Below are 26,038 nucleotides of genomic sequence, written 5' to 3'. Positions count from 1 at the left end.
CTGGAAGCGAAAAACCATGACTGCCACCATCACTCGCCTCGCCGACGTCGCGACGGTGCCCACGCCGATCGGACCGTTCACGGCCGTCGTCGACACCGACGGCGCGGTGCTCGCCTCGGGCTGGACCGGCGATCCGACCGAGCTGGCTCGCGTCGTCCATTCCTCGTTGCGTCCCACCGAACTGCGGCTGCGGGACTCCCTCGGCGAGGTCACCCAGGCGGTGATCGACTATCACGCGGGCGATCTGACCGCGATCGACTCGATCCCGGTGCGTCAGCACTCGGGTGAATTCCTCACCCACGCTTGGGAAATCCTGCGCAAGGTGCCTGCGGGAGAGCCGGTCACCTATACCGAGTTCGCCGGGCTGTCCGGTCGGCCTGCCGCGACCCGGGCTGCCGCGAACGCGTGCGCGCGTAATGCGGCGGCGTTGTTCGTGCCGTGTCATCGGGTGTTGCGGATCGGCGGTCAGCTGGGTGGGTTCCGGTGGGGGCTCGAGGCGAAGCGGTGGTTGCTCGCGCACGAGAGTTGAGCAGTAGTTGCTGGTGTCCCGCCGGCTGGATTGCCGAATCGCCGTCGTCGATCAGGCCAGTATCTGGTGATTGGCTCTTTTGTGAGGTCCAGTGGGACCGGATGCTGGAACGCATGCTCACTCGTCGCCTGATCGCGCTCTACACCGGTCTGTGGTTGTACGGGACGTCGATGGCGGTGATGATCCGGGCCGGGCTCGGGCTCGATCCGTGGGACGTCTTCCATCAGGGCGTCGCCGCGCACGTGCCGCTGAGTTTCGGCGCGGTGACGGCGGTGACCGGCCTCGCCGTGCTGCTCGCGTGGATTCCGTTGCGGCAGCGGCCGGGGCTCGGCACGGTCAGCAATGTGGTCGTCATCGCGATCGCGGTCGACGCCGGCCTGTGGTTGATCCCGGCGGCCGAGGCCCTGTGGGTCCGGGTGCTGGCGATGGTCGTCGCGGTGATCGTGAATGCCGCCGCGACCGTCCTCTACATCGGGGCGGGTATGGGTCCAGGGCCCCGCGATGGACTGATGACTGGACTGGTCGCCCGCACCGGCTGGCCGGTCTGGTCCGTCCGCACCGGCATCGAGGCCACGGTGCTGATCACCGGCTGGCTGCTCGGCGGCAGCGTGGGAATCGGCACCTTGGTCTACGCCTTCGGCATCGGGCCGCTGATCCAGCTGATGATTCCGTATGTCGACGGGTGGTTGCCCGGGTTCGCCCCGAAGCCGCAACCACAGCCGGTCGCCGCGTGACCTCGGCCGCTATCGGCCGAGGAGCTGATCGGTCAGTGCGCCGGTGACCCATTCCTGCCACTCCTGAGCCGACCATCCGCGCTCGCCGACGAGTAGCCGGTAGGTCTCCGGCGCGGTGAGCGCGAGTGCGATATCGGCACCACGATCCACCGAAATACCTTCTCGCAGTTCAGTTTTTGCCGCAAGCTCCGTCACGAGCCGCTGCTGTACGGTCAGCCGCTGGGCAAGATTGGTCTGCCAGATCTCGGCCAGTTCCGGATCGGTGGCGGCGGCGGAGCGCACCACCTCGAGCATGGCCGCGACCCTGGCGTGGATCCGCGCCGCCGCGGCCACCTGCAACCGGATCTGCTCGGCGGGCGGCGCGGCGACCGCCTCGGCGAACCACGGGCGGTCCATCGTCGCGATCGGTTCGGCGTCGCCCGCGATCTCGGTGTCGAGCAACTCGAGCAGAATCGCGCGCTTGTTCGCGAAGGTGAAATACAGCGTCTGCACCGCCATGCCCGCCCGCTCGGCAATGGCTTTCATCGTGGTGGCCGCGTACCCGCGGTCGATGAACAACTCCTTGGCCGCGCTGAGCATCCTGGCCCGGTTGGCGATGGTCTTGGCCGCACGAACCCCGGCGGTGCGTTCCGTCATGTCTTCGATCCTACTTGACTAGAGCTTAACTCCAGTGACACTCTCGCTAGAGTAATGCTCTAGTGAGAGGTTCGGACATGTCAGGTTCCCTTCCGTCACCGCGCGAGCGGTTGATCCTGCTGCTCATCACCGCCGTCGAACTCGTCGTCTTCCTCGACACGACGGTGCTCAATGTGGCGTTGCCGACCATCGGCGCCGATCTCGGTCTGACCGAGTCCGGGCTCGGCTGGGTGACCAACGCCTATCTGCTCGCCTTCGGCGGCTGCCTGCTGCTCGGCGGCCGCACCACCGACCTCATCGGCGCACGGCGCATGTTCGCGCTCGGGCTCGGTGTGTTCACGCTGGCCTCGGGTCTGGCCGGGCTGGCACCGTCGGCGGCGGTGCTCATCGGCGCCCGCGCCGCGCAGGGCGTCGGCGCCGCGCTGCTCATTCCGGCCCAGCTCGCGCTGCTCACCGCGGTTTTCACCACACCGGCCGCCCGCAACCGCGCGTTCGGGACGTGGAGTGCGATGGGCGCGGCGGGCGCCGCCCTCGGTACCGCGCTCGGCGGACCACTCACCGATGTCTTCGGCTGGCCGTCGATCTTCCTGATCAATGTGCCCGTCGGAGTGCTCGCCCTCGCCGGAATCCGGCTGCTGCCCGGCGACACTCAGCGCGCGGGAGCGGCCCTACGGCAGCTCGATCTGCCCGGCGCGGTCACCGGCACCGTGTCGCTGCTGCTGATCGGCTACGGGATCGGCGCGCTGGGCGCTCCCGATCAGGGTGTACGTCCGATCGCCTTGCTGGGCGCGGGCGTCGCGCTGCTGGTGGTGTTCGTGCTGATCCAGCTGCGGAGCCCGCATCCGCTGATGCCGCTGTCGATGTTCGGTGTGCGGCAGGTGAGCGGGTCCGCGGTGGTCAACTTCCTGGTCGGGGCCGCGCATGTGCCGGTGTTCGCGCTGCTCGCGCTCTACCTGCAGCACACGCAGCACTACAGCCCCACGCTGTCCGGGCTCGCGGTGCTGCCGGTCGCGGTGGTCAACATCATCGTGTCGCGCACCGTCCTGCCGGCGATGCTCGACCGGTTCGGGGCACGGTGGGTGCTGGCGGCGGGGCTCGGGCTGCAGGCTCTGGCGATGCTGTTGTTCGCCCGGATGCCCGAGCAGGCGAGCTACGTCGTCGATGTGCTGCCCGGCGCGCTTCTGCTCGGCATCGGACTGCCCGCGGCGTTCGTCGGGGTCACCCAGCCCGCCGTCACCGCGGTCGGGCAGAAGGAGGCGGGCACCGCGGCCGGGATCGTGAACACGGCGGGCCGGATCGGGTCCGGGATCGGTGTCACGGCGCTGTTGCTGCTGGCACAGAAGGTGACCGAGTCGTCGGCGGCCGGACCCGGCATCGCCTACCGAACGGGGCTGGCCATGGCGTTCCTCGCCGCGGCCGCGCTGGCGGCGGCCGGCTCGGTGCTCGCCGTCGCGATGCTGCGGGACACCGGTTCAGGCGACGGTGGCCTCCAGCCGGGAACCGGAACGACCACGGACGACGTGGAGCCTGCTGGGGATGCGCTGGCGCATCTCGTCGACGTGACTGACGACGCCGACGACGCGACCACCCGCGCGTAGCTCGTCGAGGACGCCCATCACCGCGTCGAGGGTGTCGGCGTCCAGACTGCCGAACCCCTCGTCGATGAACAGCGTATCCAGGACGAGACCACCCGATTCGGCGGCGACCACATCAGCCAGACCCAGGGCGAGAGCCAGTGAGGCCATGAAGGTTTCGCCGCCGGAGAGGGTCTTCGCGGAGCGGATGGCGCCGGTGTAGTCGTCGCGGACGTCTAGGCCGAGCCCACCGCGTTTGCCGCGCGGCCCCGCCTTGTCGGAGTGGACGAATTCGTAACGGCCGCCGGACATCCGGCGCAGCCGCAGCGATCCCGCCACCGCGACTTCCTCGAGACGAGCGGCAAGCACGTAGGAGCGCAACGACATCCGTCGATTGTTCTCACCACGCCCCGCGACCACCTCGGCCAGCGTGGCCAGTTCGTCGAATTCCTGCTGTCTGGGCGCGATCCGCTCGACCTCACCCCACAGCTGGGTACCGAGCTGTTCCAGCTGCGCGACCCGCTCCGCCGCCGCCGACTGCGTGGCGACCGCCGCCGTGAGTGCGTGCTGGGCTTCGGCGAAGCGCTGTTCCAGCGCGGTCAGATCGCCGGGGACCTGCTCGGCGACGGCCTGGATCTGCGGTTCGGCCAGCACCGCGTCGGCATGGGCGCGGGCCCGGTCGGCGGCAGTGAGTTCGGTCTCGATGGCCGACTGTTGCTGTGCGGTGCGGGCGACCGCGGTGACGACCTGGGCGTAGGCCGTGAGCAGGGCGACGTCGTCGCGCGGCGGCGCGGGTTCGGCCTCCGGTTCCGGCTCGTCGTCGACCAGGTCGTCGTCGAAAAGGTCGAACAGAGTGGGCATATCGGGCTCGACACGCACCGGACGTGCACCGCGTCCGGGACGCGATGGTGCTTCACCTCGGCCATCGGTCGAATCGCCGTCGAAGGAAGCGGCCTGCACTCCGACACCGCCGTCAGTTTCCGAAGCGTCCGATGCCGTGACGCCACTATCGACCGCCGAACTACTCCCTGGCCCGACAGCACGGTCTGTCTCGGACGCATCCGCCGCCTCTGGACCCCTTTCGGCCGCCGCAGTACCCGCCCCACTGGGCCCGGCCACCGAACCATGCACTGACCCGGCAGCGCCGTCGGCGGCGGAAGTAGCCACCGTCCTGGCGTCGGCTGGCGATCCATTCCCCGAACTGGCACCTCCATCGGTCGCCGAAGCGGCCGGTGTTCCGGTGCCGTTGTCGGCCACGGAAGCATCCGCTTTCGCAGCGGGGGGCGCGGCTTGGGCGTTCGCCGAAGGGCCAGCCTCCTCGAATCCTACGGGGACGAAACCGGCTGCGCGGGCCAGGTTTTCGACTCGGGTGGCGATCTGTCGGACGGCGTCGCGGGCGGTGGACTCCTCGAGACGGGCGGTGCGCAGGGCGGTGGCGGCGGTGATCAGGGATTCGAGGCGGGTGGTGCGGGCGTCGACCGAGTCGTCGGCGCCCGCGGCGGCGCGCAGGCGGAGGGTGAGTTCGTCGAGCCGGGTGCGGGTGGCGGCGATGGTCGCGGTGACCGTGCCGAGGCGGGTGTCGAGGTCGCGGGACTGCTCGTGCAGGGCGGTTTCCTCGGCGCGCAGGGTGTCGAGGCGGGTGGTGAGCGCGGCGACGCGGTCGGCCGTGTCGGCGGCGTCGTCGAAGCGGTGGGTGGCGGTGCGGACGGCATCGGCCAGGGTGACCGGGTCGGCATCGCCACCGCGTGCGATCAGTGCCTCGATCTCGCGTTCGATGACACCGATGCGCTCGGCGATCCGGTCGCGAGCCGCTTCGGCCGCCTGCTCGGCAGCGGTGGCGGCGTCCTCGGCGTCCTTGGACACCGCGTCGTCGGTGGGCCGTGCGGGGTCGGGGTGCTCGGCAGACCCGCACACCGCACAGGGTGCGCCGATGGTCAGCGCGCCCGCGAGCTCGGCGGCCATACCGGCCAACCGGCGCGTGCGCAGGTCGAGTACGCGCTCCCTGGCGTCGAGGTGGTTTCGCCGCGCGGTATCGAACTCGGCCTGCGCCCGATCCAAAGCCGTTCGCTGCTTGGCCAATTCGACGGCAGCGGCCGCCGATTCCTGCCACTTGCCGAGTTCGGTGCGCAGTCCGGGCAGTGCGGCGGCCGCATCGGTCGCCTCCCGCAACTGCTCCCCCGCCCCGGCGATCACCGCGGGCAACTCGACGCGGCGCTGGGCCAGCGCCGTCGCCCGCTCGGTCAGGCGAGCCGCTTCGGCCTCGTGCGCGGCGAGGTCGGCGGTGAGCTGATGCGCGGTCTCCGCATCGGCCCGCACCTCACCGAGCACACCGAGCAGGCCATTCCACTGGCTGACCGCGCCATCGAGGTCACCCTCGACGTCCCGCACACGGAGGGGGTCGACAGACCACCTGGCTCCCGGCCGAGAGTGCGGTATGACCTCCGCCTCGGATGACGTGGCGAACTTCCCGGCACCCGGCACCGATCGGCGTGCAGACTGCGCATCGTCCGCGTCGGTTGAGCCGCCCGGGGCGACCGATCGGCTGGGCCGCCTGGCGCCAGGACCTGATTGCGCGGGCCGTCCGTCCGACGCGTCAGCCGAGACATCACGGCTCACAGCGGCATCGGTCTGCTCGTCGAGAACAACCGTCAGCAGGTCGATCCCCGCGATGTCGGCAGCTGCCTCGGCCCCCAGCTGGACGGCCAACTCACCGGCGACGGTTCGGGTCGACGACTCGGCACGACGCAGTGCGCGGACCGCCGAACGAGCCTCGTCGATGGCGTGAACGACCGGCTCGGCCCGGCGGGCTTGTTCGAGTTCACGTTCCAGCTCGGCGCGGCGCGGCGCATCCGCCGTGTAGGTCGCCAGTTCGGCGCGGGCTGCTGCCATCCGGGCGTGCAGCCCGGCGATACGCCGCTGCTCCTCGGCCTCGGTGCGCGCTTCGGCCGATTCCTTGTGGCGCAGTTCGGTATTCGTGTTGGCCTCGGCCAGCTCGGTGCGGGCCGTCGCCAGCAGATCTTGCGACCAACGGACCGCGTCCAGGACGCCGACCGACTCCGAACCGCTGTAGCCGGCGGCCATGCCGACCTTGGTGATGAGCCGGTCGATGCCCTGCTTACGGGTGTCGAGGTCCGCCGCGGCCGCGCGACGGCGATCAGCGAGCCACTGTTCGGCGGTGCCGAATCGCTGGGTGTCGAAGAGCTTTTCGAGCAGCTTCTCGCGGTCCTCGTTCTCGGCGCGCAGGAATCGGGCGAATTCGCCCTGCGGGAGGAGGACGACCTGGAAGAACTGGTCGGCGCTCATCCCGAGCAGGCGCAGCACCTCGTCACCGATATCGGTGAGCCTGGACAGGTTCTCGCCCGAGCCGTCGAGCCATTCCAGAGTGCCCTTGGCCTGGATCTCCCTGGTCTTGGTGCCATCCCGGCTCGGCCGTTCGAAAGCCGGGCTCCGGGTGAGGCGAAGACGCCTGCCGCCCAGGGTGGCTTCCAGGGTGACGCACGGCGGTGTCTGCGGGTCGGCGTGATCGGAGTGCAGTCGCTTGCCCTCGCCCCGCGCGCCGGGCACGCGGCCGTACAGCGCGAACGCGATCGCGTCGAGCACGGTGGTCTTGCCCGCGCCGGTGTGCCCGTGCAGCAGGAACAGTCCGTCGGCGCCGAGCGCGTCGAAGTCGACGACGGTGCTGTCGGCGAACGGACCGAAGGCGACCATCTCGAGTCGATGCAGTCTCATGCCGCACCACCGGCTACCGCGCCGGACATGGTCTCGATGCTCACGCGGATACTTCCATGGCAGCCGCGCCGTCGATCTCTCGTTCCGATTCGACACGCCCCGAGTCGGTTTCGCGCACCGCGGCAGCCAAGGCTCGCTCCACCCACACCATCTCCCCCTCGCTCGGCTCGCCACGCACGTCGGTCAGGAAACTCGCCGCCACCTCGACATCGCGGCGGCCGTGCACCCGCTCGCGATAGTGCAACTCCGGATTGCCCTCGGGGCGAGCCCATTCCACGTGCACCGCGTGCGGGAACCGCTCGCGCAGCTTACGCATGGGGTCGACCGGCCTGGCGCTGTCGGTGAGGGTGGCCGAGACGTAATGCTGTTCGGCGTCGGCGAATCCGGCGTCGGTGAGCAGTTCGTCGAGCGTGCCGGTGAGCCTGCTGAGCCCGCGCACCAGCGGTAGATCGTGGCGGTGCACCGCGGCCAGACCGTCCGCGTCGAGGTCGACGATCCAGACCGCCTTGCGGTGGGAATTCTCGGCGAACGAGTACGGCAGCGGAGAACCGCTGTAGCGCACCGATTCCGAGAGGGTCTGCGGCGAATGCAGGTGCCCCAGCGCCACATAGTCGATCCCGTCGAAGGCCGACATCGACACCGTCTCGACCCCGCCCACCGAGATCGACCGCTCCGACCCCGTCGCCTCCCCACCGACGACGAACGCGTGCGCGAGCACCACCGTGCGCGTGCCAGGCCTGCCCGCGAGTTCGGCGCGGATACGCCCCATCGCCGCATCCAGGATCTCCGCGTGCGACCGCGCCTGCGGCACACCCAGTTCGGCGCGGGTGATCTCCGGCTCCAGGTACGGGATGCCGTAGAAGGCCACCTCGCCGTGCGCGTCGGCGAGCAGGACCGGCCGGTCGGCGTCGGACACCCGGGTGCACAGATGCAGCCCGCCCGCCGCCGCGAAGCTGGCGCCCGCACCGAGCCGGGCGGGGGAATCGTGGTTGCCCGAGGTCGCGACGATCAGCGCGCCCGCGGCCCTGATCGCCTCGAAGCCGCCGTTGCAGACCGCGATGGCATCGGCATTCGGAATGGACCGGTCGTAGACATCGCCCGGCACCACGACCACGTCGACGGATTCGGTCGCGACCAGTTCCGCGATCGATGCCAGCACCCGCGCCTGGTCGGCCAGCAGGTCGACACCGTGGAAGGTGCGCCCGATGTGCCAGTCGGAGGTGTGCAGGATGCGCATGCCGCGAAACTTAGGCCACACCCCCGACAGAATTCAATCGACGCACTACACACGTGTAATTCCTCGGCGCGGCGCCCGGCGAGTCACCACGCCGGGTTGCTCGGCGATTGCGAGTTTGTCGGTGGGCTCGGGCACTATCGCCGCTATGACCGCCTCGATGCTCGTCGCGCTCGTCTTGGTATTCGCTGCCGGGTTCGGTCTCGGCTGGTTGGGGCATTCCGCCCGGGGCGGGCAACGCGCCGCCGCGGCGGAAGCCCGGCTCGCCGCCGCCGGGGACAATCAACGGTTGCTGCAGCAATCGCTGCACGCGGCGAACGAGGATGCGGCGCGCAGGCATTCGGCCGCGATCGGGGCGATGGTCGATCCGCTGCGTGATGCGGTCGGCGCGTTGGAGCGGCAGATCCGCCAGGTCGAGCATCACCGGATCGACGCGTATTCGGGATTACGGGAGCAGGTCGCGGGGATGCAGCGCACCTCGCATCGGCTCTCCGATCAGACCGGTCAGCTGGTCGCGGCGCTGCGCGCGCCGCAGGTCCGCGGCCGCTGGGGCGAGATCCAGCTGGAGCGGGTCGTCGAGCTGGCGGGCATGACCAGGCATTGTGATTTCGACACCCAGGTCCACCGCGCCGGCGGCGACGATCGCGCCGGAGTGCGGCCCGACCTGGTGGTGCGGCTGGCCGGCGGCAGGCACATCGTCGTCGACGCGAAGGTGCCGTTCACCGCCTATCTCGACGCCGCGACCACCGACGACCCCACCACACGCGACCAACTGCTGGCCCGCCACGCCAAGCATCTGCGCGCCCACGTCGACCAGTTGGCCGACAAGGCGTACTGGACGGCCTTCGATCCGGCACCCGAGTTCGTCGTCCTGTTCGTGCCAGGCGACCCGTTCCTCGACGCCGCCCTCACCACCGATGCGGGGCTCCTGGAGTACGCGTTCGGCCGGAACGTGATCCTGGCAACCCCCACTACGCTGATCGCGCTGCTGCGCACGGTCGCGTTCAGCTGGCGGCAGGAAGCGCTGTCGCGCGATATGGCAACGGTGCAGCAATTGGGCAAGGAGCTCTACACGCGGGTCGGCAAGGTGGCCGAACATCTGGACAATCTGGGCGTGAATCTCGGTAAGGCAGTAGCGGCTTTCAACGCGACCGTCGGTTCCGTGGAGTCGCGGGTGATGGTCACGGCACGCCGGATGCACGATCTCGGGATCGCCGATCAGGAGCTCCCGGCAATCCGGCTGACCGAGACCAGACCGCGGGTCGTGGCCTTCGCCGACGCCGAGGATCGCGTCTGAGATCCCCGTGCCGCAGCGCCTGACGGCGCGTTGTGCGGTTAGTGTCATAGGGTGGCTGCTTCCCAACGTGCGCGACCCCGGGTGCCCGCGCCGCAACGTTCGATCATGCCCTCGGTGCCCGGCATCCCCGCCTGGGCCGCGATTCTGCTTGCCGCGGGCATGACGATGTTCGGGTTCCTGATCGATGGGCTCGGGGGCGAGACCTACCCGACCGGCACGTTCTCGGCGCTGTATGTGCTCGGCTGCGTGCTCGCCGTCTGCGCCGTGCGGTTCCGCGGCCTGTTCTCCACCATGGTGATGCCGCCGCTGCTGCTGTTCGTCGCGGTGCCGCTGGCCTGCCAGATGCTGGGTGGGCGCGCCACCACCTCCATCAAAGACGTGCTGATGAACCTCATCATCCCGCTGGTGGAGCGCTTCCCGACGATGATGCTGGCCACCGTGCTCGTGCTGGCGATCGGCGGCGCCAGGATCGCGATCGCCAAGCGCGCCCCCGGCACCGCGCGGCCCGCCGCCGAACGCCGGACCGAACGCAAAACCGAATCCAAGCCGGCCAGCCGACGCAGGCCTGAGACGCTCGACGAGGCCACCCGCGGCAGGCGCACCCGCCGCGCCACCGCCGTCCTGGACGAGCCGGTCACCGAAGTCGACATGGCCAGCCCGGCCCGCCGCGCCCCGCGCGCGACCGAACCCAAGCGCGCCCCCGCCGCCGCAAGGACACCGCGAACGGGCCGTGGCGCCGCACCGCGGGAGGCCGAGCCTGCGCGCACGCCGCGCCGAAGGGCCGACCCGCAGCCGCACCCACAGCCGACCGTGCGCTATCGCGACCGCGCCGACACCGGCCGCACCGAACGGCGCCGACCCGACAACGTGTGAAACGAAGAATCCCCGCCGCGATCTCGCGACGGGGATTCTTTCTTTCTGGGCCTCTGTCAGTCCTGCGGCGCGGCATCGCGACGCGCGGCGCGCAGCTCACGCGGCAGCGAGAACACCAGCGTCTCGTTGGCCGTCGTCACCGGCTGCACCTCGCCGAAGCCGTGCTCGGCGAGCAGATCGAGCACACCGGTCACCAGGATCTCCGGCACCGACGCGCCCGAGGTGATGCCGATGGTCTGCACGCCGTCGAGCCAGGCGAGGTCGACTTCGCGGGCGTAGTCGACCAGGTACGCGGCACGTGCGCCCGCACCGAGGGCGACCTCGACCAGGCGCACCGAGTTGGAGGAGTTGCGCGAGCCGACCACGATCACCAGATCGCATTCGGGTGCCATCGCCTTGACCGCGGTCTGGCGGTTGGAGGTGGCGTAGCAGATGTCGTCGCTGGGCGGGTCCTGCAGCGTGGGGAACCGTTCGCGCAGCCGCTGGACCGTCTCCATGGTCTCGTCGACCGACAGCGTGGTCTGCGACAGCCAGATCACCTTCGACGGATCGCGCACGGAGACCTTGTCCACCGAATCGGGGCCGTCGACCAGCTGCACGTGCTCGGGCGCCTCACCGGCGGTGCCCTCGACTTCCTCATGGCCTTCGTGGCCGATCAGCAGGATGTCGTAGTCGTCGCGGGCGAAGCGCTTGGCTTCCTGGTGCACCTTGGTGACCAGCGGACAGGTCGCGTCGATGGTGCGCAGGTTCCGCTCGGCGGCGGTCTCGTGCACGATCGGCGCGACGCCGTGGGCGGAGAACACGACCAGCGCGCCCTCCGGCACCTCGTCGGTCTCGTCGACGAAGATGACGCCGCGCTCACGTAGCGTCTCCACCACGTGCCGGTTGTGCACGATCTCCTTACGGACGTAGATCGGGGCGCCGTGCTTCTCCAGCGCCTTCTCCACGGTCTCGACGGCGCGGTCGACGCCTGCGCAGTAGCCGCGCGGCTCGGCCAGCAGCACGCGCTTGCCACCGGCAGCGGACGCGCCCGCGGAGCGCGTGATACCGACGTTCAAGGGAATTGCCGAGGTCATGATCCACAGCTTACGTGCGTCGCGCGGGCGGGATCAGGGCGGATCAAGGGGCGAAAGTCACATCTGGGCAGCCTGGACCTTTGCATCACAGGCGGTTTGCGGCAGGCTGGGACCATGTTCCGTCCTCCGTTCGTGGCCCGGGTCGCCGCCGGCGCCGCCGTGTACGCCTTAGAAGAGACCCGGCGGTTACCCGTCGCCGCGGTCAATTTCCCGATCACCGCGCTGAGTCGCGTGCTGCAGACGACCATGCATGTGCAGCAGTTCGTCACCAGCCTCGCGCTCAAGGGTGACCTCGTGTTCGAACGTCTAGGTTCGACTCCGCAGGAACAGCCGGAGTGGGCCACCTTCGACGAGGACATCGCGCCCGAGCCCGCGGTCGCCACCAACGGCCACGCCAGCCGTTTCGATCTGTACACCGAAGAGCACCCGGCCGAGCAGGCCAACGGCAAGGCCACGCCCGCGTCGCTGCTGCTGCTCGAGACCGAGGCCGAGGCCGAGGAGCCCGCCGCCGAGCCGGAGCCCGAGGAGGTGCAGGCCCCCGAGGTCGCCGTCCGCTACGACTACCCGGCGATGACGCTGGCCCAGCTGCGCGCCCGGCTGCGCATGCTGACCGTCGAGGAGCTGGCCCAGCTGCTGGCCTTCGAGCAGCAGACCCGCGCCCGCGCCCCCTTCGTCACCATGCTGACCAACCGCATCGCCACCGTCCAGGCGCAGTAAGCCTGTTCCGTCTCGAAGCGACCGCAATCCGCGCTGATTGCGGTCGCTTTTGTTTGTGTCGGTAGCGCCGCGTATACCTGACCTATGACTGAGGACGGCTCCGGCACCACCGCCCCGGCGGCCTCCGGCACAGCCGCGCAGGCAGGCGCACCGGGCAGTTCGGCGGAGCAGCCGTGGCCGGTGCGTTCGGTCGCGGTGAAGGTCGCGCAGTGGATCGACCGGCTCGGCAGTGTGTGGGTGGAGGGGCAGGTCACCCAGATCAATCTGCGCCCCGGCACGCGCACCGCGTTCCTGGTGCTGCGCGATACCTCGGCGGACATGTCGCTGTCGGTGACGTGCGATCCGGACTTGTTGCGGCGCAGTCCCGTCCCGTTGACCGAGGGCAGCCGCGTCGTCGTCTACGGCAAGCTGCAGTTCTTCACCGGGCGCGGCACGCTGTCGCTGCGGGTCACCGAGATCCGGCCGGTCGGCATCGGCGAGCTGCTCGCGCGGATCGAGCGATTGAAGTCGCTGCTGGCGGCCGAAGGGCTGTTCGATCCGCGACTCAAGCGGCCGCTGCCGTTCCTGCCCGGCACCGTCGGGCTGATCACCGGACGAGCCAGCGCGGCCGAACGCGATGTGTTGACCGTCGCCCAGAACCGTTGGCCCGCAGTCCGTTTCGTCGTGAAGAACACCGCGGTGCAGGGGCCGACAGCGGTGCCGCAGATGCTGGACGCGCTGGCCGCGCTGGATCGCGACCCCGCCGTCGACGTGATCGTGCTCGCCCGCGGCGGCGGCAGTACCGAAGACCTGCTGCCGTTCTCCGACGAGGCGCTGTGCCGGGCCATCGCCGCCGCGACCACCCCCATCGTCAGCGCGATCGGCCACGAACCCGATGCCCCGCTCAGCGATCTCGTCGCCGACGTGCGCGCCGCGACGCCCACCGACGCCGCCAAACGCATCGTCCCCGACGCCGCCGCCGAACTCGCGGGTGTGCGCGAGATGCGGGCCCGCTCGGCCGCCGCGCTGCGCGGCTGGGTGCAGCGCGAGACCCACATCATCGCCCAGTTGCGCTCGCGCCCCGTCCTCGCCGATCCGCTGCGCGAACTGCGGCACCGCCACGACGAGGTGGAGCGGCTGCGCCTGGCGGCGCGCCGCACGGTCGAGCAGACGCTGCGCACCGAATCCACCGCGGCCGTGCACCTGCGCGAAAAGCTCACCGCTGTCGGTCCCGCCGCGACGCTGGCCCGTGGCTACGCTGTCGTGCAACGCGTCGCCGGACCGGAACGTCATGTGGTTCGCGCGATCGAGGACGCCCCAGCGGGCAGCCAGCTCCGCATCCGCGTCGCCGACGGCGCCGTCACCGCCGCCGCGCTCGGCACCCAGCGCCTGACACCCGCCACCGACGACAAGAGGAAATGACCGTGCCCGACGCCGGAACCGAGCCCGCCGACACCCTCGCCGAGATCGCCGCCTTCGGCTACGAACGCGCCCGCGACGAACTGGTCAACGTGGTCAAGATGCTCGAGCAGGGCGGCCTCGACCTCGACGACTCGCTCGCCCTCTGGGAGCGCGGCGAGGCATTGGCCACCCGCTGCGAGCAGCACCTGGCCGGTGCGCGCAAGCGCGTGGAGGATGCCATCGCGTCGCACGCCGACGACACCGGCGAATAGGTCCGCCGACCTACCGGTGGAACTCGGCAGTTCTGCGGGCTCGACAACCGGTATTCAGCGTGCGGAGCTCACTTCGACAGCGGCTGCGCGGTGGTGACCGCCTTCGCCAGCGTGGTGAACGCGGCCTCGTTGCCGGCGCCGGTGATCAGCACCCGGACACCGCCCAGGTCGGCGATCCAGGCCGACTCCTCGGTCGGCTCGGTGAAGACGACCCATTTCTGCCCGGCCACGTCCTGCGTTCCGGTGGCGTAGCGCGAGCCGAGCACGTGCCTGGCCAGCGCTTCCTCGGACGCCGAGCTCTGCGAGAACCGCATGTAGGTGCCCTGCGGGGTCAGGTAGCCGACGGTGCTCATGGGGCCGCCCCCCGCCGCGACGATGGTCTCGCGGCTGCCCGAGTTCGACACCCAGTCCTGCGGGAGCTCCGGCTTGCGGATCGGGAACGGCAGCGACTTGGCGTCGGCGCGCAGCGCCGAGTCGGCGTCGAAATGCGGCACCTGACCTTGCGTCGGGCCGTTCGTGGCCACCGTGCACTGGCTCGCGGCGCCCGCGAGCACGATCGCGATCAGCACCAACGGGATCAGCGACCAGAAAAGGTCGCGATAGTCGTTGAAGATCCGGTGCTTCTGCTGGGCCACGGCTACCAGTATCCACTCGACGCCGACCAGGGCTGTCAGCGGGCGTCCGAGGAGGTGGTGCACGAGCGTGCCAGATCTGAATGCGACAATTGCCCCCGTACACCAACGCCAAGGAGGCACTCCGCAATGACGGCATCATCGCCCGCCCCCAGCCGCCGCGAGGCACCCGACCGCAACCTCGCACTCGAGTTGGTACGCGTCACCGAGGCAGGCGCGATGGCAGCGGGCCGCTGGGTCGGCCGCGGAGACAAGGAAGGCGGCGACGGCGCGGCCGTCGACGCCATGCGCCAGCTGGTCAGCTCCGTCTCCATGAAGGGCGTCGTCGTCATCGGCGAAGGCGAGAAGGACGAAGCGCCGATGCTGTACAACGGCGAGGCGGTCGGTGACGGCACCGGACCCGACGTCGACTTCGCCGTCGACCCGATCGACGGCACCACCCTGATGTCGAAGGGTTCCCCCGGCGCCATCTCGGTGCTCGCGGTCGCCGAGCGCGGCGCCATGTTCGATCCGTCGGCCGTGTTCTACATGCACAAGATCGCCGTCGGCCCCGACGCCGCGGGCTCGATCGACATCACCGCTCCGATCGGCGAGAACATCCGCCGCGTCGCCAAGGCGAAGAAGTCCTCGGTCTCCGACCTCACCGTCTGCATCCTGGACCGCCCCCGCCACGCCGAGATCATCCAGCAGACCCGCGACGCGGGCGCCCGCATCCGCCTGATCTCCGACGGTGACGTCGCGGGCGCCATCGCCGCCGCGCGCCCCGAGTCCGGCGTCGACATCCTCGTCGGCATCGGCGGCACCCCCGAGGGCATCATCGCCGCCGCCGCGCTGCGCTGCCTCGGTGGCGAACTGCAGGGCATGCTCGCCCCCAAGGACGACGAAGAGCGCCAGAAGGCCATCGACGCGGGCCACGACCTGGACCGCGTCCTGTCCACCACCGACCTGGTCGCCGGCGAGAACGTCTTCTTCTGTGCTACCGGCGTCACCGACGGCGACCTGCTGCGCGGCGTCCGCTACTTCGGCGGCGGCGCCTCCACCCAGTCGATCGTCATGCGCTCCAAGTCCGGCACCGTCCGCATGATCGACGCCTACCACCGCCTCACCAAACTCCGCGAATACTCCTCCGTCGACTTCGACGGCGACGACAGCGCCAACCCGCCACTGCCGTGATGTGACGGGCCGCGCACCCCGGTGCGCGGCCCGATCCTTGATCGACCCCAGCACGGTTCACTACGGTGGCTGGCAGGGTTCGAGGGGACGGGGGGTAAAGACGTGGGTGTCGTTGATGTGGACTCCGGGCGATTGCGGTCGGAGATCGCGGCGTTCTACGCCGGGTTCGGTGCGCCGGGCGAGCTGACGGCGGCGTTCGAGTCCTCGGCGCTGCTGGTGCCGTTGACCGGCCCGGAAGACCGGGTCTTCACGTTGGAGTCCGGCGGTATCGCCTGGCTATGTGCGTTCACCGGTGTCGCCGAGTACGCGCGGTTCATGACCACGAGGGGCGTTGTCGCCGACCAGGAGTACCGCTTCCACACCTTTTTGGGCCGTCGTCTCCGCGAGTTCGCGGCGGCGCAGACAGATCCGACGGGCGTGGCGGTCGACATGCTCGGCGCCCGCCCGATGACCTTCCCACCGGACGTACCCGACGATTCCGCCGGCAGAGTCCGGGAGTAACCGATGTCGGATATCAATGTCGATCCCGCGTTGCTGACTCAAGCCGCGACCGGCATCACCGGGATCATCAGTGAACTGTCCGAGCTGGGTATCGGGGAAACCGGTGCGGTCGGGCGCGGCTTCGCGCAGCTGACGTTGTCGGCGATGGAGGCGGGCAAGGCGAACGTCCAGTCGACGTTCGAGGAGTTCGCCGAGCGGTGGTCGTGGGGCGTGCGGGCGCTGGTCCAGTCCGGGAACGAGATCGCCAAGATCCTGGACCTGTCCGCGGGCCGCTACTACCTCATGGACGAGCAGATTTCGAACTCGTTCAAGCAGATGTTCACCCACTTGGCCGGCAACCCGCACATGAGCAAGGCCGACATCGAGGAGATGGACTGGGGTCAGGTGCTGTCGAACAACACCTGGAATCTGGCCGCGCAGCCCGACTACAGCGGTTCGTCGTTCTCCGAGGCGTTCTCCCATATAGGAGACAACGTGTCCACGTTGGGGGAGGCAGGTCAGTACCTGCTCGACAACCCCGACAAGGCTTACAGCCTCGATACCGGCGTCGCCGCCCACCTCGCCGAGATCCAGCAATCACAGCAGCCTGCGGCCAAGACGGGGGAAAAACCGTAGATGGGAATCGGGGATTTCCTCAACAGCGTCGGCGACAAGATCGAAGACGGGCTCGAGACCGCCACCGAAAAGGTCGGGCAGGCTTACAACACGGTCCTCGATGCCGAGTCGAAGGTTGCGAAAGCTGTTGGCGCCGACGGCTTGTCGGAATGGCTGGATGATCTGGGCGACAAGGTCGTCGACGCGACCGGCGGTGCGGTGCCGGAGAAAGAACTCGGGCAGACCAGCGATCCCAAGGAATTGATCCGGGGCGATGTCGGCAAGATCAACGAGGTCGTCGGACACCTGGGCAAGATCGGCACCGCGATCGATCAAACCGGTGACGCGCTGCGCAAGATCGACACCGCCGACTGGACCGGTGAAGCCGCGACAGCATTCGACGAGGAGTTCGCCAAGCAGCCGAAACTGTGGTGGGACGGCGCGGATGCGATGGGCAAGGCCAAGACCGCACTGGACGCCTGGTCACACGAGGTCACCGCCGCCCAGGCCAAGGCCGCCGACGCGATCGCGAAATGGGAAGCCGCCGATCGCGAAGAACGCGACCGCAAGAACGAGTGGAACGCGCTGACCGACGATCAGCGCAAGGGCAAGAACCTCACCGACACCTGGACCGACATCCGCAACGCCGCGAAAGCGATCCTGACCGGCGCCCGCACGCAACGCGACAATGCCGCCGATGCCGCGGTGGCCGCGATCAGCGCGGCGACCGCGACCGCGCCGACCGAACCACCGTTTCTATCGCGATGGGGCAGCAATTTCGAAGACCTGGGCGCGGCAATCGACCAGGCGCGGCTGAACTTCAGTACCGGGTTGTTGACCTCGCTGACCGGGATGGTGCAGTTCGTGCGCTCGATCTCTCCGATCGACGCCTACAACATCACCCACCCGGCCGAGTACATGTCGAGCATGTCGGATCTGGGCACCGGCATGGTGTTGGCCGCGGCCGACCCGAAAGCGACCGGGGCGGCGATGCTGGCGGGGTTCAAAACGAACCCGTCCGAAGCGTTGGGCGCGCTCACCGGCGACGCGTTGTTGACCGTGGCGACCGGTGGTGCGGGTGGTGCGGCCAAGGCGGGTGCGACTGTTGTCGACAAAGCCTCCGATGCCGCCCGCCTCGGCAATGCGGGCCGCAATGTCGTCGACGACGCGGCCGGGACTGCCGGGAGAAACGTCCCCGACACACCCAAAACCACCACGCCGGACAACCCGGCCTCCCCCGCGACAAATCCCGCAGGCCAGACCGGTGATGCACCTGCACCCACACCGGAAAGCCCAGGCACCAACCCAGCAGCTCCCACTCCGGAGAGCGCCCCGAACCCTGCTGCGCAAACGGGTGATGCCCCGGCGACGAATCCTGCTGGGACCAGCCCGGATTCCCCGGCCGCAAACCCCGATGCCCCGTCGACTCCCGACACGCCTGACGCTCCGCGTACCCCGGATCCGGATTCATCCTCGCCCCACGATGGTTCACCGGACACGACGAACGGTGCCGACGATTCACCACCGGTTCGACCGACGCCGGAACCCGACGGGGCAGGGCCGAACCCGGCGGCGACATCACCGGAGGGCGATTCCCCCGCCGCCACGCCCGACACCGACAACCCGCCGACCAACAATGACGGTGACAACTCTCCAGGTGCCGCCGATCCTGGCAGTCCGGCTTCCCGCCCTGACGAGGGCGACGCCAACCCAGGTGACAGCAACGACGGCACCCAGCCAGGCGGTCTCAGTCCGGACAACGGCAACACGCCCGATCAACCCGACAACACCAAGCCCGAACTCCGCGCCAACAACGACAACGGTGGAAACGGCGAACCCAGTGTCGGCGATACCGGGCAACGCAATCCACCCGAAACCGACTCCACCCGCGATCAGACCACCGAGGGAGGAGACCCGGTCAATATCGCGACCGGCGAGTTCCTGCTCCCCCTCACCGATCTCGATCTACCCGGCATCCTGCGCCTCGCGTTGAAACGAGCCCACCACTCCAACTATCGGTACGGCCGCTGGTTCGGCTCATCCTGGTCGGCCACCCTCGACATGCGCGTTGTCGTCGAAGACGAGTGTGTCACCGTCGTGTTCGAAGACGGCATGCTCCTGCCCTACCCCCACGCCGAGGTAGGCGTCGGGGTGGAACCGATCACCGGTGGCCAACGCTGGAAGCTGACCCGCACCGACACCGGCGGCTATCGGTTGTGGGACCCGGACCGGGAATTGGTGTGGCACTTTGCCCCCGAATCTGCTCTGGGCGGCCTAGACACACTCCTGGGAAACCTCGCGATCTCCGCGATCACCGACCGCCACCACAACCGAATCAGATTCCACTACAACAGCAACGGCGACCCGACCGAGGTCACCCACTCCGGCGGCTACCGCGTCGTCCTGGACTCCGCCGACGGCAGGATCACTGCGATCTCAGTCGCCGGCGAGGTCGACGGCACCGAAACCTCCACCCTGGTACGCGAATTCGGATACGACAACGGCGAACTGACCTCCGTGACCAACGGTGTCGGTGGAGTCACCCGCTTCGCCTACGACGACCAACACCGCATGCTGTCGTGGACGGACTCCAACGGCAGCTGGGTGACCAACACCTATGACGAATCCGGCAGGGTTGTCTCCCAGCGCGGCGCCGATGGCGTCTTCGACGCCGAATACGAATATCTCGAATTCGGCAACGGCACCGGCCGGCTGACACGTATGACCGACTCCCGCGGCGGTGTCACCGGCTACGGATTCGACAGCGACCTACGCCTGCGCGATCTCCGCGCCCCCGATGGCGGCCACCGCCACATCGACTACAACGCCGCCCGCAAACCCCTCACGGTGACCGAACCGGACGGCGCGACAACAACTTACATCTACACCTCCGACGGTGATGTCGCCGCCATCACCCGCCCCGACGGCCGCCAGATCACTATCGACTACGCATATCCCAACCGTCCGTCGACAATCACCAACGCCGACGGCACTACCCAGCACCGCGAGTGGGACAAGGCAGGCAACCTCGTCGCCGTCACCGACCCCGCGGGCGCACGAACCGAGTACCACCACCACCAATGCGGTGCCGTCGCCGAAATCCGCGATCCCGACGGCGCCCGCACCTACATCGAAGCCGACTCGGCGGGTCTGCCGATCAAGGTCACCGACCCGTATGGCGCGACCACCGAAATCCAGCGCGATCTCTTCGGCCGCCCCATCCAGGTCACCGACCAACTCGGTGCCGTCACCCGTTACGAATGGACGCCCGAAGGCCGGCCCGCCCGCCGCATCGACCCCGACGGCCACTCGGAAGCCTGGTCCTACGACGGAGAAAACAACCTCCTCACCCATACCAACCGCGCAGGCCATGTCACGTCGTACACCTACGGCGGCTTCGACAAGATCTCCACGCGCACCGACCCCGACGGCTCGGTACACCGCTACCTCTACAACACCGAACGAGCCCTCACCGCTGTCATCAATCCCCTCGGCCAGCGCTGGACCTACGAATACGACCTCGCGGGTCGCCTGCAATCCGAAACCGACTACACGGGCGCGACCACCACCTACACCCACACCGCCACCGGTCGAATCGCCACCGTAACCCCCGCGACCGGCGTCACTCGCCACCACCGCTACGACCTCCTCGGCAACCTCACCTCGATCACCGCCGACACCGGCGAATACCTCGCCTACACCCACGACCCCTTGGGCCGAATCCTCACTGCCATCAACGGCACCGGCGAAACCCGCACCCACACCCTCGAATTCACCTATACCCCCACCGGCCAGGTCGCGACCCAAAAGCTCGACGACCAGCCGCCGATGGTCAACGAATACGACCACCGCAACCGCCGAATCCGCCGCACCACCCCCACCGGCGGTACTACAACCTGGCGGCACAACGCCCTCGGCCATGTCACCGCCATGACCGCCGATGACACTGACATCACCTTCAACCACGACTCGGCAGGCCGCCTCACAGGCTGGCGCATCGGAGAAGTCCAGGTCGACCGCACGTTCACCCCGACCGGCAACATCGCCTCCCAACACGTCACCGGCTTCCCGGCACGAGAATTCACCCTCGATCTAGGCGACTTCGGCTCACCAACTACGAACCGCCCGGACCCTTTCACCATCCGCCGCGACGACTACATCTACCGCCCCGACGGCTACCTCACCCACCACCACACCACCACCACCCGCCCCGACACCGCCACCACCCGGGCCACCTACACCCTCGACCCCATCGGCCGCGTCAACACCATCACCCGCAACAACCACATATCCGAAGCCTACGAGTACGACGCCCTCTCCAACATCACCGCTAGCATCCCCGCCGCTGTCGACCCCGCCCCCGCCGCACCGCCCGCACATCGCCAGATGGAGGGCCGCGAATACCACAACAACCTCCTCGTGAGAGAAGGCCGTAACCACTACTACTACGACCCCGCTGGCCGCCTCATCCGCAAAGTCACCACCCGACTCTCCCGCAAATCCGCCGTCTGGCACTACCGCTACAACGCCTTCGACCAGTTGACGGATGTCTATTCACCAAACCAGGAATGGTGGCAATATTCGTACGACGCTCACGGCCGCCGAACCGCCAAGCAGCTTCGCGACGGAAACACCGACGAAATCCGCCAAAGCATTGAGTTCACATACGACACGCGCGAACTCGCTGAGCAGTATGACACCGCCACCTCCGTAACCTCCCGCTGGCACTACAGGCCGGGCACGAATACCCCTCTCACCCAATCGCTCCAAACACACACCGATACAGTAAATTCCGTTGTTCTTGGAAGCGTTTCAGGGATACCCACCACCCTCATCAATCCGGTTACCGCAGAAGAAGATGGAGCCGCATCGCAGAACCATTGGGGATACACCACCTGGTCTGGCACAACGATCCCCATCCGATACCCGGGTCAATACCACGACCACGAAACCAGTCTCCACCACAACGACTACAGAACGTATGATCCCAATACGGCCCGCTTCCTCACCTCCGATCCGCTCGGCCTAACCGCAGCATCAAACCCATTCGCCTACCCCCACAACCCTACATATTGGATCGATCCACTCGGACTGATCCCAGACTACGCGAATCCTCGCGAGATCAGATTCACCCAGGATTCGATTAGCCAAAATTTCCGCGATGGAAGTTCAGTATTTGATCTATCAGAGTCCCTTAGAACCGGGCAGGTGATACCCTCCGACATACCACCAATCAGAGTTTTCGAACGAGATGGAAACCTCTATTCGCTTGACAACAGAAGGTTGGCGGCGTTTCAAATGGCTGGAGTCGATGTACCGATTACCGCCGCAACCCCGGCTCAAGTAGCCAGGGATGCATTTAAAATGACAAGCAAGACAGACGGGCAGAGCATCAGAATTCGAGGAGAAGGTGGGATGATATGGCCGAATTAAACTACGATACCGTCACCAGCCGTGCGGACTTGGTCGAGTTCATCCAGCAGTTAACTTCGCTACTGAAGACTAATCCTGAGCAGGTCGAAAACGGCACCCTGGAGTCCTTTCTCGAAGGCTCGGGCGCCTGGCTAGATGACCTCGACCTCGATAGCGAGGATAACCTACAGCGTATGGGAATTCCCGGCAGACCATCGGATTGGAAATTCGTCGCACTCCTTATCTACGCAGGCGTAATGTACGAGTAGGGAGAAACAAGCCTCTTTGGGCCACAGATTTCAAGCTCAACGTCATCGCGTCAGCAACTATGTCTTCGATGAGAATCCAGGAAGCCGCGGCAGATACTATCAGCGCGAGACGCCCCCGGCACTCGCGTAGTTGCGCAGCAGACCAGTGACATCAAGCATCAATCCGCACCTCCATGCCTGCAAGCCGAAGGGCGGTGGCCACAATGCCAGCATGATGGGCAAGCGCTACCGGTAGGTCGGAGACAAACTCACGTCTACCACCCCAGATAGGAAAGATGGCCAGCGAACAGCTGCAGAAGAAACTCCTTCTTCACCGCGAAAGGGAGCAGCTGAGGCAGCTAGTCGATCATCTTCACGGAATTGATGTTAAGACCATTTCTCACGTCGTGATCGGTTGTGGGGCATGATGTTCGGTTGTGGTGGACGAGCTGTCGCGGCGGTTGGTGCCGGATGAGTTGTGGGTGATCGTCGAGCCGCTACTGCCGGTGTTCCCGGCACGTAGCCAGGGCGGTGGTACCGCGCCGACCGATCAGCGAGCGGTGTTCACCGCGGTGGTGTTCGTGCTGACCAGCGGTTGCGCGTGGCGTTTGTTGCCGCCGTCGTTCGGTGTCAGTGTGCCGACCGCGCATCGCCGGTTCACAGCATGGACCCGGGCCGGGGTATGGCGGCGGCTGCATCGCGCTGTCTTGGACGAACTCGGTGGGTCGGGTTTGATCGACTGGTCACGCGCGGTGATCGACGGGGCGTCGGTACGCGCGATAAAAGGGGTCCGAAGACCGGGCGGAGTCCGGTCGACCGTGGCAAACCCGGTTCCAAGCTCCACATCCTCACCGACCGTGCGGGAATCCGCCTGGCCGTAGCTGTTTCAGCAGCCAACACCAACGATGCCGAAGCCCTACGCCCACTCGTTCGGGCGGTCCTGGCGGTGCGGTCGCGGCGAGGACCGCACCGGCGCAAGCCCGCGAAACTGCACGCGGACAAGGCCTACGACATCGTTGAGCTGCGCCGCTGGGTCGCTGACCGGGGTATCGGAGTCCGTATCGCCCGCAAGGGTGTCGAGCGTAGCGACCGCCTCGGGCGGCACCAGTGGGTCGTGGAACGCACATTCTCCTGGCTGACCGGTTACCACCGGCTCAACCTGCGCTACGACCGCAAAGCCGAACACTTCCTCGGGTTCCTGACCCTCGCCGCTGCATTCACCTGTTTCAAGAAGCTGGCCAAGGCCCGACTCGCGACATGAGACACGATCTTAGCGCTGGAGGTGCAAACATCACAGAGGGATTGAGCACTTTAAGCTAACCGAGTGGTTCTGGGCGAACTCGAAATAATCGCGCAGCGACAGAACGCCAATTTTCAACACACTATGGAAAGGGAAGGGTCGATGGCAAGCGATTCAAAAGATTCTATTCCTGACGGCACCGTTGTCGATGGCACGATCGTGTCCGTTTCGGACATGAAAGCCGTTCTCGAACTCGATAGTGGCGCCATCGTCGAAATTCACCCTCCCTACCTAGACAATGTGGATTATGACGCCGGAGATCGCGTAGCAGTATCGATACAAACCTATACGGGTAGTCGCTACATCGTCATTCCAGCTGTCGAGATAAGTCCCGACAAACGGATCGCACTGATTGCAGCTTTAAGAACTTCGGTTAGTGATCTCTTGAACAGAGGCGGCACCTTCGCCGAAGTAATAGACATCGGATCACGTCTCCCATTCGAGTTCAACATTCGATATCTTCGAGTTCTTCTGACGGATGCCGATCTTCTCGACGGATGGGAGGTCGTGGCCCTGACAGTGGGTTTCGAAAGCAATCAACACATAACTGGCAGAGTTGCGTCAGAGTTGGAGCATCGATGGCTCCGCATCGGCAGAAGATTCTACGGGGACCAATAGTGGCGAGCTTTTATTCCATAAAAATTGGAAACACACGAAACGATACACCCCCGCCATACCATACCGCGCATGGACATGGTGGGACGTCACCGAACGCTGCTGATGATTTATATCGCTGATCATAGCGGATGGTACACCTTCCTCCTCGCAGATCTTGAGACATCAGAAATCCTTCATTGGATGAGAATGTTCGGCGAACGGAACCACGCACGCGACGAGACCTGATCGCATCTATGGAGACACGCGAGAGCGTCCGCGAATCATCGGACTGAGCCTCGATAGGTGCCCAGCCGGCAGCACCGACGCCCCGGCACATGCCCGCTACGGCCGATAGGGATCCACCAGACTGGTCGGCGTTCGGGCCGTCTCCAATACGTTCTGCGGAAATCTCTCCCCCGCAATGTAATAGCGCGCTCTCGTTCGCCCGACCGGCTGCAATACATCTCGCTGCGCCAGTACCTTCAGATCACGTTGGGCCTGCTGCACGCTCAGCCCTTCGCTTTCCCCGTATCGTGACCTGCGAACTCGCCCGGCCATCGCCACATCATGCAGGGCGGAGACGATCCGATCGTCGAGTCCGGTCTGCGCCGCGAACTCCGACGATTGTTCCCATACTCTGCCGGACCGTTGGAACCGCGCGTGCACTGTCTGCGCCTGCTGGTGATAGGCGAGCAGGTTGAAGCTTATCCATTCGGAGACATCCTGATCAGGTCGGTAGTGCGCGCCGCGGCGGGCCAACACCTGGTAGTACTCCCAGGTGTTTCCTGGGCGTCCGAGCCATGCCTCGATCGACGAGAACTCCGGCGCCAGTACGCCTTCCCTCGCGATCAGCAGGGTCTGCAAGGACCGCGACATTCGGCCGTTGCCGTCACACCAAGGGTGAATCGATACCAGGTGGAGGTGAGCCATTGCCGCTCGGACGAGTGCGTGCGTGTCGTCGGGAGTGTTCAGCCAGGCCACCAGTTCGTCCGCGAGGGCGGGTAATTGTTCGGCGTCGGGAGCTGTATAGGCCGCGATACTGGGGTCTCGCGCGTCGGTTACGTAGACCGGACCGGAGCGCCATTGACCGGCGGGCTTGCGGGATGTGTGGCGGTGGCCCTGCAGGATCCAGTGCAGCGCGTTCAACTGCCCTTTGCTGAAACGGAAGTCCGGGGCGTCGTGCAGCGTCTGCAGGTAGGTCATCATCCGCTGGTAGGCCAGGGTCTCCTCGCGGTCCTCGTCGGACACATCGACGTCCTGCTCTCCGGCCATCAGGTCCTCGACATCCACGGTGGAGACCTTGAATCCCTCGATCGAGTTCGACGCCGCCACGGCGTCAGCGGTGAGGAACTTCCGGAGGCCACCGGCCCACTTCGCCGGGACGCTCTGCACCTGGTGCCGCAGCCGCTCCCGCATGCTGTCGACCTCAGCCAGGACCGTCTCGTCCTGGCTGTTCAGCTGCGGTGTCGGATACAACATCCCTCCATGATGCATTGACGTGATCATTACGTCAATGCATCGCCATCGCGC

20 protein-coding genes and 2 pseudogenes are annotated in these 26,038 nt (G+C 67.2%); 16 read left to right on the top strand and 6 right to left on the bottom strand.

Annotated elements, in window-relative coordinates:
* Positions 1–16: 16 nt before the first annotated feature.
* Both IEY60_RS09690 and yczE read left to right on the top strand, forming a co-directional pair.
* Complete coding sequence (locus tag IEY60_RS09690) at positions 17–529, top strand: methylated-DNA--[protein]-cysteine S-methyltransferase (RefSeq protein ID WP_189026249.1); 513 nt, start codon at positions 17–19, stop codon at positions 527–529.
* A 113-nt stretch (positions 530–642) separates the two neighbouring features.
* Positions 643–1,263, top strand: coding sequence for a membrane protein YczE (gene yczE, locus IEY60_RS09685; RefSeq protein WP_189026247.1), 621 nt, complete (start codon positions 643–645; stop codon positions 1,261–1,263).
* A 9-nt stretch (positions 1,264–1,272) separates the two neighbouring features.
* Here the strand turns inward: yczE and IEY60_RS09680 are convergent, their stop codons facing one another.
* Positions 1,273–1,899, bottom strand: coding sequence for a TetR/AcrR family transcriptional regulator (locus tag IEY60_RS09680; protein WP_189026244.1), 627 nt, complete (start codon positions 1,897–1,899; stop codon positions 1,273–1,275).
* A gap of 77 nt (positions 1,900–1,976) precedes the next feature.
* On the opposite strand from IEY60_RS09680, the pseudogene IEY60_RS09675 reads away from it, so the two are divergent.
* A pseudogene (locus IEY60_RS09675) lies at positions 1,977–3,200 on the top strand (MFS transporter); the annotation flags it as partial.
* 171 nt (positions 3,201–3,371) lie between these two features.
* Here the strand turns inward: IEY60_RS09675 and IEY60_RS35610 are convergent.
* Positions 3,372–7,202, bottom strand: a complete 3,831-nt coding sequence (locus IEY60_RS35610; protein ID WP_229739676.1) for an AAA family ATPase — start codon at positions 7,200–7,202, stop codon at positions 3,372–3,374.
* 40 nt (positions 7,203–7,242) lie between these two features.
* Positions 7,243–8,439, bottom strand: coding sequence for an exonuclease SbcCD subunit D (locus IEY60_RS09660; protein WP_189026242.1), 1,197 nt, complete (start codon positions 8,437–8,439; stop codon positions 7,243–7,245).
* A gap of 145 nt (positions 8,440–8,584) precedes the next feature.
* Between IEY60_RS09660 and IEY60_RS09655 the strand changes: the two genes are divergently transcribed.
* Together IEY60_RS09655 and IEY60_RS09650 are read left to right on the top strand one after the other, a co-directional pair.
* A complete protein-coding gene (locus IEY60_RS09655) occupies positions 8,585–9,733 on the top strand; it encodes a DNA recombination protein RmuC (protein ID WP_189026240.1) in 1,149 nt (382 codons plus the stop codon).
* 51 nt (positions 9,734–9,784) lie between these two features.
* Positions 9,785–10,606 (top strand): DUF6542 domain-containing protein, encoded by an 822-nt coding sequence (locus IEY60_RS09650; RefSeq protein WP_189026238.1) that lies wholly within the window; start codon positions 9,785–9,787, stop codon positions 10,604–10,606.
* A 56-nt stretch (positions 10,607–10,662) separates the two neighbouring features.
* On the opposite strand, the gene IEY60_RS09645 is transcribed toward IEY60_RS09650, so the two are convergent.
* On the bottom strand, positions 10,663–11,682 hold the full coding sequence (locus IEY60_RS09645) for a 4-hydroxy-3-methylbut-2-enyl diphosphate reductase (protein WP_189026236.1): 1,020 nt from the start codon (positions 11,680–11,682) through the stop codon (positions 10,663–10,665).
* Positions 11,683–11,796: 114 nt separating this feature from the next.
* Here IEY60_RS09645 and IEY60_RS09640 point away from each other — a divergent pair, with 114 nt between their 5' ends.
* The 3 genes from IEY60_RS09640 (at position 11,797) to IEY60_RS09630 (ending at position 14,051) form a co-directional block, all read left to right on the top strand.
* On the top strand, positions 11,797–12,399 hold the full coding sequence (locus IEY60_RS09640; RefSeq protein ID WP_189026234.1) for a lipid droplet-associated protein: 603 nt from the start codon (positions 11,797–11,799) through the stop codon (positions 12,397–12,399).
* An 84-nt stretch (positions 12,400–12,483) separates the two neighbouring features.
* Positions 12,484–13,800: an exodeoxyribonuclease VII large subunit gene (xseA, locus tag IEY60_RS09635; protein ID WP_189026232.1), complete on the top strand. Its 1,317-nt coding sequence runs from the start codon at positions 12,484–12,486 to the stop codon at positions 13,798–13,800.
* Positions 13,797–14,051 (top strand): exodeoxyribonuclease VII small subunit, encoded by a 255-nt coding sequence (locus IEY60_RS09630; RefSeq protein ID WP_189026230.1) that lies wholly within the window; start codon positions 13,797–13,799, stop codon positions 14,049–14,051. The genes xseA and IEY60_RS09630 overlap by 4 nt, the downstream gene beginning before the upstream one ends.
* Positions 14,052–14,119: 68 nt before the next feature.
* Here IEY60_RS09630 and IEY60_RS09625 read toward each other — a convergent pair whose 3' ends face one another.
* The gene (locus tag IEY60_RS09625) at positions 14,120–14,686 is read right to left on the bottom strand and encodes a DUF4245 domain-containing protein (protein WP_189026228.1); all 567 of its coding nucleotides are present in this window, start codon (positions 14,684–14,686) and stop codon (positions 14,120–14,122) included.
* A gap of 126 nt (positions 14,687–14,812) precedes the next feature.
* On the opposite strand from IEY60_RS09625, the gene glpX reads away from it, so the two are divergent.
* From glpX to IEY60_RS09590, 8 genes and pseudogenes are all read left to right on the top strand, one after another.
* Positions 14,813–15,856 carry a class II fructose-bisphosphatase gene (glpX, locus tag IEY60_RS09620; protein WP_189026226.1) on the top strand — a complete coding sequence of 348 codons (1,044 nt, stop codon included), beginning with the start codon at positions 14,813–14,815 and terminating at the stop codon, positions 15,854–15,856.
* A 102-nt stretch (positions 15,857–15,958) separates the two neighbouring features.
* Entirely contained in the window at positions 15,959–16,357 is a 399-nt protein-coding gene (locus IEY60_RS09615; RefSeq protein WP_229739675.1) for a hypothetical protein, read from the top strand.
* A gap of 3 nt (positions 16,358–16,360) precedes the next feature.
* On the top strand, positions 16,361–16,972 hold the full coding sequence (locus tag IEY60_RS09610; RefSeq protein WP_189026224.1) for a hypothetical protein: 612 nt from the start codon (positions 16,361–16,363) through the stop codon (positions 16,970–16,972).
* Complete coding sequence (locus IEY60_RS09605) at positions 16,973–22,384, top strand: putative T7SS-secreted protein (protein ID WP_189026221.1); 5,412 nt, start codon at positions 16,973–16,975, stop codon at positions 22,382–22,384.
* Positions 22,372–22,632, top strand: coding sequence for a DUF7660 family protein (locus IEY60_RS09600; RefSeq protein ID WP_189026219.1), 261 nt, complete (start codon positions 22,372–22,374; stop codon positions 22,630–22,632). The genes IEY60_RS09605 and IEY60_RS09600 overlap by 13 nt, the downstream gene beginning before the upstream one ends.
* A 416-nt stretch (positions 22,633–23,048) precedes the next feature.
* A pseudogene (locus IEY60_RS35605) lies at positions 23,049–23,249 on the top strand (transposase); the annotation flags it as partial.
* Between the two features lie 26 nt (positions 23,250–23,275).
* On the top strand, positions 23,276–23,872 hold the full coding sequence (locus tag IEY60_RS09595) for an IS5 family transposase (protein WP_308426093.1): 597 nt from the start codon (positions 23,276–23,278) through the stop codon (positions 23,870–23,872).
* A gap of 63 nt (positions 23,873–23,935) precedes the next feature.
* Positions 23,936–24,529 (top strand): hypothetical protein, encoded by a 594-nt coding sequence (locus tag IEY60_RS09590; protein WP_189026215.1) that lies wholly within the window; start codon positions 23,936–23,938, stop codon positions 24,527–24,529.
* A gap of 321 nt (positions 24,530–24,850) precedes the next feature.
* Here the strand turns inward: IEY60_RS09590 and IEY60_RS09585 are convergent, their stop codons facing one another.
* A complete protein-coding gene (locus IEY60_RS09585; protein ID WP_189026213.1) occupies positions 24,851–25,987 on the bottom strand; it encodes a Fic family protein in 1,137 nt (378 codons plus the stop codon).
* Positions 25,988–26,038: the final 51 nt, after the last annotated feature.

This window comes from Nocardia rhizosphaerihabitans (genome assembly GCF_014646295.1).
In the GTDB taxonomy this organism is placed as follows: Bacteria; Actinomycetota; Actinomycetes; order Mycobacteriales; family Mycobacteriaceae; genus Nocardia; species Nocardia rhizosphaerihabitans.
This window is presented reverse-complemented; position numbering and strand designations above follow the sequence as displayed.

Coding starts and splice junctions, on each gene's coding strand:
- IEY60_RS09640 (WP_189026234.1), top strand. CDS start 11,797: ATGTTCCGTCCTCCGTTCGTGGCCCGGGTCGCCGCCGGCGCCGCCGTG.
- IEY60_RS09660 (WP_189026242.1), bottom strand. CDS start 8,439: ATGCGCATCCTGCACACCTCCGACTGGCACATCGGGCGCACCTTCCAC.
- IEY60_RS35610 (WP_229739676.1), bottom strand. CDS start 7,202: ATGAGACTGCATCGACTCGAGATGGTCGCCTTCGGTCCGTTCGCCGAC.
- IEY60_RS09610 (WP_189026224.1), top strand. CDS start 16,361: ATGTCGGATATCAATGTCGATCCCGCGTTGCTGACTCAAGCCGCGACC.
- glpX (WP_189026226.1), top strand. CDS start 14,813: ATGACGGCATCATCGCCCGCCCCCAGCCGCCGCGAGGCACCCGACCGC.
- IEY60_RS09630 (WP_189026230.1), top strand. CDS start 13,797: ATGACCGTGCCCGACGCCGGAACCGAGCCCGCCGACACCCTCGCCGAG.
- IEY60_RS09605 (WP_189026221.1), top strand. CDS start 16,973: ATGGGAATCGGGGATTTCCTCAACAGCGTCGGCGACAAGATCGAAGAC.
- IEY60_RS09645 (WP_189026236.1), bottom strand. CDS start 11,682: ATGACCTCGGCAATTCCCTTGAACGTCGGTATCACGCGCTCCGCGGGC.
- yczE (WP_189026247.1), top strand. CDS start 643: ATGCTCACTCGTCGCCTGATCGCGCTCTACACCGGTCTGTGGTTGTAC.
- xseA (WP_189026232.1), top strand. CDS start 12,484: ATGACTGAGGACGGCTCCGGCACCACCGCCCCGGCGGCCTCCGGCACA.
- IEY60_RS09680 (WP_189026244.1), bottom strand. CDS start 1,899: ATGACGGAACGCACCGCCGGGGTTCGTGCGGCCAAGACCATCGCCAAC.
- IEY60_RS09585 (WP_189026213.1), bottom strand. CDS start 25,987: ATGTTGTATCCGACACCGCAGCTGAACAGCCAGGACGAGACGGTCCTG.
- IEY60_RS09600 (WP_189026219.1), top strand. CDS start 22,372: ATGGCCGAATTAAACTACGATACCGTCACCAGCCGTGCGGACTTGGTC.
- IEY60_RS09595 (WP_308426093.1), top strand. CDS start 23,276: ATGGACCCGGGCCGGGGTATGGCGGCGGCTGCATCGCGCTGTCTTGGA.
- IEY60_RS09690 (WP_189026249.1), top strand. CDS start 17: ATGACTGCCACCATCACTCGCCTCGCCGACGTCGCGACGGTGCCCACG.
- IEY60_RS09655 (WP_189026240.1), top strand. CDS start 8,585: ATGACCGCCTCGATGCTCGTCGCGCTCGTCTTGGTATTCGCTGCCGGG.